Raw genomic sequence first — 7,975 nt, 5'->3', positions numbered from 1 at the left:
AGCCCGGTCAGCAGGCGCAGCAGGGTGGTTTTTCCGGCGCCGTTGCCGCCGGTGACCTGCACCCACTCCCCGGCGTCCACGGTGAACGACAGCCCGCGAAACAGCGTCCTCTCGTCCCGCTCGCAGTGCAGATCTCTGGCTTCAAGCATCATTGTCATTGCGCATATTCAGGTTGATATGGCGTATAAACACCGGTCAGGCTTTCCAGGAAGGCGACGATATCGTCAATATCGTTTTGCGGCAGATCGGTGCCAACCTGATAACGCAGCATCAGTTTTACCGCGCCATCCAGCGTCGGTACGTCGCCCCGATGGAAATAAGGCGCTGTTAACGCGACGTTGCGTAAGCCTGGGACTTTTTGCCGTAATTTATCGCGAACCTCTTTGGTGACGTTCATACGACCAATATCCGCTGCGGTAATTTCGCCAAAATTAAAGTCTCGCTTTAATCCCAATGGCTCAAAAGAGCGCCCGCCTAAAATGATACCGCCGTGACAGGTTGCACATTTATTCTCTTTAAATAATTGATAACCGTGTTTCTGTTGCGCGGTCAGCGCATTTTCATCTCCACGTAGCCATTTATCAAAGGCGGAATCCGGCGTTATCAACGTTTTTTCGAATTCGGCGATCGCATCAGTAATATTTTCCCCGGTAAATCCTTGCGGATAAACCGCCTGGAAATCTTTTTTCAGGACAGGATCTTTATCAAGCTTGCTAATAATTTCATCCCAGGATTTAGAAGCCATTTCAATAGGATTTAACGGCGGTCCGCCTGCTTGCTCCTGCAGGGTTGCAGCACGGCCATCCCAAAATTGTTCGATATTAAATACGGAGTTGAATACCGTTGGCGCATTTATTGGCCCTACCGCGCCGCCAACGCCAATTGAGGTTTTTCTGCCATCGACACCGCCCGCATTTAACGCGTGACAATGCGCACAGGATATTGTGCTGTCGCCGGATAAACGTTCATCATGATAAAGACGGAAACCTAAGTCGACTTTTTTCGCATCGACGGGAATATTGCGCGGAATAGGCTGAACGGGTTCATTCCGGTGCGCGGCGTCGGTATCGGCGCTGGCATAGTTGCGCTCACGCTGATCGGCTATCCAGTTCAGGATGTCAGTACGCTCTTTATCGCTGACGCCCCCCGCCCAGTGCAGCGCGACATAGCGGGTTGGCGGCATAGTCTGATGTTGCATAACCCATTCAATTTTATTCAGTTCGCTTTGCGGCACCGGCGTATCCGCAATCAGGGCGGCCCGTACCGCCTCCAGGTTAAACGACTTGTAACCGAGCTGGATATCGTAATCCATTAGCTGCTTTGCCACCGGAAAAGAGGAATAAAAAGGTAATTCAGCGGAAGGCGTATGACAATAATCACATCCTTTCTCCCTGAAATAACCCAGTATTTTATTATTTTCACCCACAACCGAGGCCTGCACATCGCTTTTTTTACTGCGCTGTTTGTCGTAATACCATACATACCCGGACAAACCTAAATAACATAACAGCCCAACGGTGATAACCGTTGTCGCATAGAGGGTAATTTTTTTCATATCACTATCCTTATGGGGTATTGCGGCATGATTAATTAAATTTTATTTTTTTACTCATGAGGCCCGTCAATACTAAATACAAACCCATCATGGATATTGATTGGTATCAATAATTACAATTGGCTAAACCTATAGATATGATAACCCCCGACTATCGTAAGATTTATTTTGCGATGTCCGTCACAGGGTTTATTCAGCAGCAACAATGGATAAATCCTCTTTCCCGTCATCAAAACGAACGATAGCCAACAATAATTGGCTTAACGCAGCATAAAAACCATAAGGATCATGCTTAAGGCAATTATTTGTAAATTCCGGAAGCCATTCCAGTAATGACGACAATGTTTTCTGGCGTAATTTATTCATTCTCCGTTGTTGGAACGATTCACCCAATGAAAAATGTAAATGGCTGAGTAATTCCAGATAAATCGCCAGGTGGTCGGTCGGCTCTTTAAAATCGTCGTTGACTTCCATCCCGGCTTCAAGCAATAAATGTTTAATCATGCCGGGTTCCTGCTGCGGGTATTGCGAGGCGTAGGGCAACGCCGATTTTTTATCCGTCATCAGGAACAATCCGCAAAAATCTGCGGCCAGCTCCAGCTGCGCATCCTGGCGCAGGCTAAGCGCGGCAATTTTTTGTTCGAGTAACGCCACCGACGCCGCCAGCGCAGGCTGACGCTTTAACAGCGCCAGCCAGTCCGCGATTTCCGCGGACTGTAATTGTATTAACCCTTCATCATCAACTTCCCGGAAAAAGAGTAACGCCAGCCATGCATATACGCAGGCGTACTGTTCCTGAGCAAGCGCTGGCTGCTTAATCATGCGGATTCCCCTGCGATGCGGGTACATATTCACACTGCGCGACCATCTCGACCGGGCCGTTAAACGCTGTGACGTTATCAATAGGGCCGGTATATTTTTCAATTTCCACCAGCGTCGTATGCGCGCTGGTCGCCTGCGCGAGCTGTGATGTACCGATATCCAGCGTTAATACGTTAGGGTTGCCGTACTTACATAACGCGTTGATGTCGCCGCCTTTATCAGGATCGTACCAGGCACCTTCATGAATTCGCGCCACGCCCGGCGCATAGCGATCGGAAACTACCGCCCCCGCCAGTACCTGCCCGCGTGCATTGAATACCCGCACGATGTCACCGTTGCGGATCCCGCGCGCGCTGGCATCCTGTGGGTTAATAAAGACCGGCTCCTTGCCGCCAACGGTATATTGCTGACGCAGCGTTTCCGACTCGCACAGTTGGGAGTGCAGACGGAAATCAGGGTGGACGGATTGTAAGTGCAACGGCCAGCGCTGCGATCCCGGCCCGCCATGCGAGCGTTCGATTTTTTCGAACCACATGGGATGGCCCTGACAATCGTCGTATTGCATGTCGGCGATCGTTTTGGAATAAATCTCGATCAAACCGCTTGGCGTGCCCAACGGCTCCAGGTCCGGATCTTCACGGAAAGCCTGATGGCGCACAAACATCTGCGGATGATCAAACTCGATGTACTCCTGTTGATTCCAGAACACCTCGAAAGTCGGTAAGTGGATACCGCGACCTTTTCCCTGCTGGCTCCCTTCCTGCCAGATGCGTTTCAGCCAGCCCATTTCATCAAGGCCTTCCGTAAATGCCGCTTCACGGTTAAAGCGTCGGCAGAGATCGCGGAAAATATCAAAGTCGTTACGCGCTTCAAACTGCGGCGACACCACCTGTTTCATGGCGATAATGCCGCGGTTAGAGTGGTTGCCGAATTGATCGAGGTCGTTACGCTCAAATTGGGTGGTAGCCGGCAAAACGATATCCGCAAAGCGGCAGGTCGACGTCCACTGGTTATCAATAGCGATGACCGTTTCCAGCTTGCGCCACCCTTCAATTATGCGGTTAATTTGTTGGTGTCGGTGGAACGGGTTAGTGCCGGCGAACACGCACATCTTCAGCGGCGGTAATTTAACCGATTTGCCGTTCCAGTTAATGACCTTGCCCGGTTCAAGGATGGCATCCATAAAACGCGCAATAGGAATGGTGCTGCTGTAGCCTTTGTAATCCGTGCTGTCGTGCACTGGCGGAACGGTCGTCGAACCGGAAAAGCCGCTTAAAATGATCCCTTTACGGCCAGGCGTCCCGGCGCCGTTGTAGTGCCAGCCAAAACCAAAGCCGCCGCCCGGTAAACCAATCTGTCCCAGCATTGCCGCCAGCACGACGACCATCCATGACCACTGTTCGCCATGCTGCATACGTTGCACGCACCAGCCAGCGATGATTTGCGTTCTGTCGCCCGCCATCTGCCGCGCCAACGCGCGGATAGTGTCGGCGTCAATACCGCACAGTTTTTCCGCCCAGGCGGCATCTTTGGGCTGTCCATCTTTCTCGCCCAGCAAATAGGGGAGGAACTGGTCAAAACCGACGCAGTAGTTATCGAGGAAATTTTTATCGTACAGTTTCTCGCTGTACAGGGTATGCGCCAGCGCCAGTTGTAACGGGACATCCGTCTGCGGGTTAATGGCGATATGTTTGACCTTATCGCGCCCCAGATAATCGTGCGTGGAGGTGACGACCGGGTCGATGCTGATGACCGAGATAGCGCCGCTGGCAACCTTCTCTTTTAATTGTTCATAGTACTGATAGACATCGTGATCCGGGCACCACCAGTTTGCCTGCTGGTTTTTCACCATATCAGAACCCCATAGCACAATCGTTTTACTGTTCTGTAAAACCAGAGGCCATGACGTTTGCTGCTCGTACACTTCCATTGAACCCACCACGCGAGGCAGAATCACCTGCGCCGCGCCGGTCGAATAGTCCCCTCCCGTGCTGACGCTATTGCCATGTAGCGCAATCGCGCGCGCCAGCATCCCGGAGGCGTTATGGAACATGCCGGTAGATTGCCAGCCGCTCGCCGTCAGTAACGCGCTCGGCCCGTAGGTTTTTTGCACCCGCTCCAGTTCCTGATAGAACAGATCCAGCGCTTCATCCCAGGAGACGCGCACAAAACGATTATCGCCGCGCTGAGAGGTGTCGCTTTGATGACCTTTACGCATCCAGTCGACACGCACCATCGGATAACGGATACGCGCCGCGTTGTGGACGTGATCGGGCAGACCGGCGATCATTTTGGACGGGTATTTATCCTGTTCAAACGGTTTTGCCGCCACAAATCGACCGTCAACCACCGTGGCGCGAATCGCCCCCCAGTGAGAACCGGTCAGGATACCCTCTTTCGTCGCGGCGCCTGGCGCAACGGCATCCGCTGCGCGGGCGCTACGGGGCGTCAGCAGTGACGGCCCCAGCATTCCTGCCACCGTCAAACCGCCAAGCTGCGCCAGAAAACGTCGACGAGAGACGTGTAGCGTGTCCTTATTTTTCATTGTGTTCTCCCTTATCGCTGTGCTGCGTGTTGGTGGTATCAGACGCATTCATCTGGAGATATTTCAACAAGGTACGTTCTTCACGCTTATCCAGACTGGTGAAACCGATCATGCCGTTGAGCGTGCCGATCCAGCCGTTAGCGTCAAAGTGCGCTTTGTCCGGCGCGCCGTGACACTGATTACAGGTGCCGTTATAGAGGGAGTCGGCATAGGCCCAAATCGGTTTAATGTCATTTACCATGTCACCTTTTTGCATCCACGCGGTTGCCTGTAATTTGCTCCACTGAGTATTAGTCGCCGCGACAGTGGTCTCTTCCAGCGTTTTCACATGCTGTTGCACATCGCCGCGAATCGAGGCGACAAAAATACGTTTACCGGGCAACTGCGTCAGCACGCGCTGGCGACCGTCCGTCTCCGTCCAGCCTTCGATTTGCACTTGCAACCAGTCACCGTCCCGTTTAAGGACTTTCACTTCAGAAGCAGGTAACAGCGAACCTGCCGGTTCTTTATCGCCTTTAGCGGCGTAAATCGGCTTGATATCCAGCGAATAGAGCGTATCGCCGTCATTATGCGTACTGGCACTGGCGCGCAGTTCATCAAACTGTTTGCGGAAACCGCTGCTCATATCCGGTAGCTGGTGGGCAATCCCTTTATGACAGTCGATGCAGGATTGATTTTCTTTCGCGGCGATTTTCATTTGCCGCGCCGCTTCCGGGTTCTGTTTCGCGTGATCCATCGCATCGTAGTTATGGCAGGAACGACAGGTCGCGGAATTATTCTCTTTCATGCGCGCCCATTCACGCTCGGCAAGCTCGGCGCGTTTGGCTTCAAATTTTTCCGGGGTATCAATCGAGTGGGCAATAAATGTCTGGTAAAGATCGTTGCTGGCTTCCAGCTTACGTTTCACCATGCCTGGAATATCAGGGGGGATATGGCAATCGTGGCATTCCGCGCGTACGCCGGAAGCGTTCTGGAAATGTACGGACTGTTTATATTCCTGATACACCGGCTGCATACTATGGCAGCTGACGCAAAACTCTGTCGTACTGGTCAGTTTGATACCGACGTGAGGTAACACGATCAGCGCAACGCCGATCACAATCCCGACAATGACCAGCGCCAGTATCGACCAACGGGCGCTTGGCCTGAGTAGCGCTCTCCAGAGTTTTCGCATAATAGCCCCTGTAATTATATGGTTTAATGCGCAGATCTTATTCCGCAAATATGAACAGCGTCACTGGTCAGGATGAACGGGATACGGCAATATATGAACAGATATGAACAGAAAGAGACCGCGCGCAGGATGTCACATCACATTGTTATTGTTGAGGATGAACCTGTTACTCAGGCCAGATTACAGGCCTATTTTGAGCAGGAGGGGTATCGTGTCTCGGTGACCGACAGCGGCGCGGGCCTGCGCGACATCATGGAGCATGAGCACGTTTCGCTGATCCTGCTGGATATCAACCTCCCCGATGAAAACGGGTTGATGCTGACCAGGGCGCTACGCGAACGCTCCACGGTGGGCATTATTCTGGTGACGGGGCGTTGCGACCAAATCGACCGCATCGTCGGGCTGGAGATGGGCGCGGACGACTACGTCACCAAGCCGCTGGAACTGCGCGAGCTGGTAGTGCGGGTAAAAAATCTTTTGTGGCGTATCGATCTGGCCCGCCCCACGCCGCAAAATGCCAGTGAAAACTGCTATATGTTTTCCGGTTACTGCCTGAACGTGATGAATCACACGCTGGAGCACAACGGTGAAGCCATTAAGCTTACGCGCGCGGAGTACGAGCTGCTGCTGGCCTTTGTGACCAACCCAGGCAAAGTGCTGCATCGCGAACGTCTGCTGCGAATGCTTTCCGCCCGCCGCGTAGAGACTCCGGATCTCCGCACGATTGATGTCCTGGTTCGCCGCTTACGCCATAAAATTACGCCGGAGCTGCTGGTCACACAGCATGGCGAAGGCTACTTTTTAGCCTCGGAGGTGTATTGATACAAATAGACGGGCCGAAATCCCGGAGGCGATAGCGAACGACGAACGCGCGCGCTGTCGGCGTTGTTATGCGTCAAAATAAGCACCGGCGGGCTGATATTTTCAGGCACCGGTTGCCCCTGTAAGACCTTAATCGACTGCGTTATCGCTAATTCTCCCTGCCAGGCCATCTGATCGCTGAGCGCCATCAGGATATGGCCGCGTTTTAAACCGCGATAAACCTGATGCGTCAGATAAAATGAGACGATCGTGAGCGGAGTCGTCAAATTTCGCCCTTCGCCCATCGCCGCCTCCGCCGCTATCGCCGACCCGGCGACCACATTGGCGTCCGGATGGCGTTCCAGCATTTCCTGGAGTAAGTTTCGCTGCACTTCAATGTCGTTATCGCCCCAGGCGATATCCACAATGTTGATGGCGCTGCCTTTAATTGCCTGACGAAAACCCGCCACCATCTCCTGACTGCCGCCGGCTTCTTCCGGCCCCGGGAAGAGTAAAACGTTAAGCGCTTTTCCTTTGCTCCACTGCACCAGGAAACGTCCCGGCAGATAACCCATCTGAAACCACGGCAGACCGACGTGAGTTGCCACGCTGGCGTCGCGTATCACGTTCGCCACTTCAATAACCGGCACATTACCGGCATACCGTTCCAGTTCCGGGAAACGAATGGTACTGCTGCCAAGCAGAATAGCGTCGGCGCCCCACTCCCGGCACTGCGTCATTTGCTGTTGTTGCGTCGCCAGTTGCCGATAGCCATTCGCTTCCAGCACTTTTAAATCAACGCCATACAATTTGGCCGCTTTTTGCATCCCGTAGTTGACGGACAACCAGTAAGAATCTTTCAGGCTGGGGTATAATGCACACAGTTTCCAGGGTTTACTCGCATTGACTGACGTTTGCCGCCAGGGAATCGCCCGATCGGCGCGCGTCCAGTGTAGCAGTCCGGTTTCGGCTGACGCCGTTTCTACATTCGAGACGATGATTATCAAAAAAAAGAACGAAATAAGCGCGCGCATGATAGCCCCACCAGCAATAAGGTTTTATCCTAATGGTTTTTCCG

Annotated in this window: 7 protein-coding genes; 1 reads left to right on the top strand and 6 read right to left on the bottom strand. The window is 52.9% G+C overall.

Annotation, left to right across the window (positions count from 1 at the left end; all coding sequences use genetic code 11):
• From J4613_RS21755 to torC, 5 genes are all read right to left on the bottom strand, one after another.
• The coding region (locus tag J4613_RS21755) for an ATP-binding cassette domain-containing protein (protein WP_139758536.1) at positions 1-149 on the bottom strand (149 nt) is incomplete at its 3' end.
• A gap of 5 nt (positions 150-154) precedes the next feature.
• Positions 155-1,555 carry a cytochrome-c peroxidase gene (locus J4613_RS21750; RefSeq protein ID WP_000724469.1) on the bottom strand — a complete coding sequence of 467 codons (1,401 nt, stop codon included), beginning with the start codon at positions 1,553-1,555 and terminating at the stop codon, positions 155-157.
• A 189-nt stretch (positions 1,556-1,744) separates the two neighbouring features.
• Complete coding sequence (gene torD, locus J4613_RS21745; protein ID WP_000595421.1) at positions 1,745-2,377, bottom strand: molecular chaperone TorD; 633 nt, start codon at positions 2,375-2,377, stop codon at positions 1,745-1,747.
• Positions 2,370-4,922 carry a trimethylamine-N-oxide reductase TorA gene (gene torA, locus J4613_RS21740; RefSeq protein WP_111742180.1) on the bottom strand — a complete coding sequence of 851 codons (2,553 nt, stop codon included), beginning with the start codon at positions 4,920-4,922 and terminating at the stop codon, positions 2,370-2,372. Before torA ends, torD begins: the two co-directional genes overlap by 8 nt.
• Positions 4,912-6,096, bottom strand: coding sequence for a pentaheme c-type cytochrome TorC (gene torC / locus J4613_RS21735; RefSeq protein ID WP_111742179.1), 1,185 nt, complete (start codon positions 6,094-6,096; stop codon positions 4,912-4,914). Before torC ends, torA begins: the two co-directional genes overlap by 11 nt.
• 129 nt (positions 6,097-6,225) lie before the next feature.
• Between torC and torR the strand changes: the two genes are divergently transcribed.
• Positions 6,226-6,918 (top strand): two-component system response regulator TorR, encoded by a 693-nt coding sequence (torR, locus tag J4613_RS21730; RefSeq protein ID WP_001562512.1) that lies wholly within the window; start codon positions 6,226-6,228, stop codon positions 6,916-6,918.
• Here torR and torT read toward each other — a convergent pair.
• On the bottom strand, positions 6,891-7,931 hold the full coding sequence (gene torT, locus J4613_RS21725) for a TMAO reductase system periplasmic protein TorT (protein WP_111742178.1): 1,041 nt from the start codon (positions 7,929-7,931) through the stop codon (positions 6,891-6,893). The genes torR and torT overlap by 28 nt on opposite strands.
• Positions 7,932-7,975 lie beyond the last annotated feature (44 nt).

Source organism: Salmonella sp. 32020114201800008SM (assembly GCF_017572025.1).
GTDB classification, from domain to species: domain Bacteria; phylum Pseudomonadota; class Gammaproteobacteria; order Enterobacterales; family Enterobacteriaceae; genus Salmonella; species Salmonella enterica.
This window is presented reverse-complemented; position numbering and strand designations above follow the sequence as displayed.

Coding starts and splice junctions, on each gene's coding strand:
- torT (WP_111742178.1), bottom strand. CDS start 7,931: ATGCGCGCGCTTATTTCGTTCTTTTTTTTGATAATCATCGTCTCGAAT.
- J4613_RS21750 (WP_000724469.1), bottom strand. CDS start 1,555: ATGAAAAAAATTACCCTCTATGCGACAACGGTTATCACCGTTGGGCTG.
- torC (WP_111742179.1), bottom strand. CDS start 6,096: ATGCGAAAACTCTGGAGAGCGCTACTCAGGCCAAGCGCCCGTTGGTCG.
- torA (WP_111742180.1), bottom strand. CDS start 4,922: ATGAAAAATAAGGACACGCTACACGTCTCTCGTCGACGTTTTCTGGCG.
- torR (WP_001562512.1), top strand. CDS start 6,226: ATGTCACATCACATTGTTATTGTTGAGGATGAACCTGTTACTCAGGCC.
- torD (WP_000595421.1), bottom strand. CDS start 2,377: ATGATTAAGCAGCCAGCGCTTGCTCAGGAACAGTACGCCTGCGTATAT.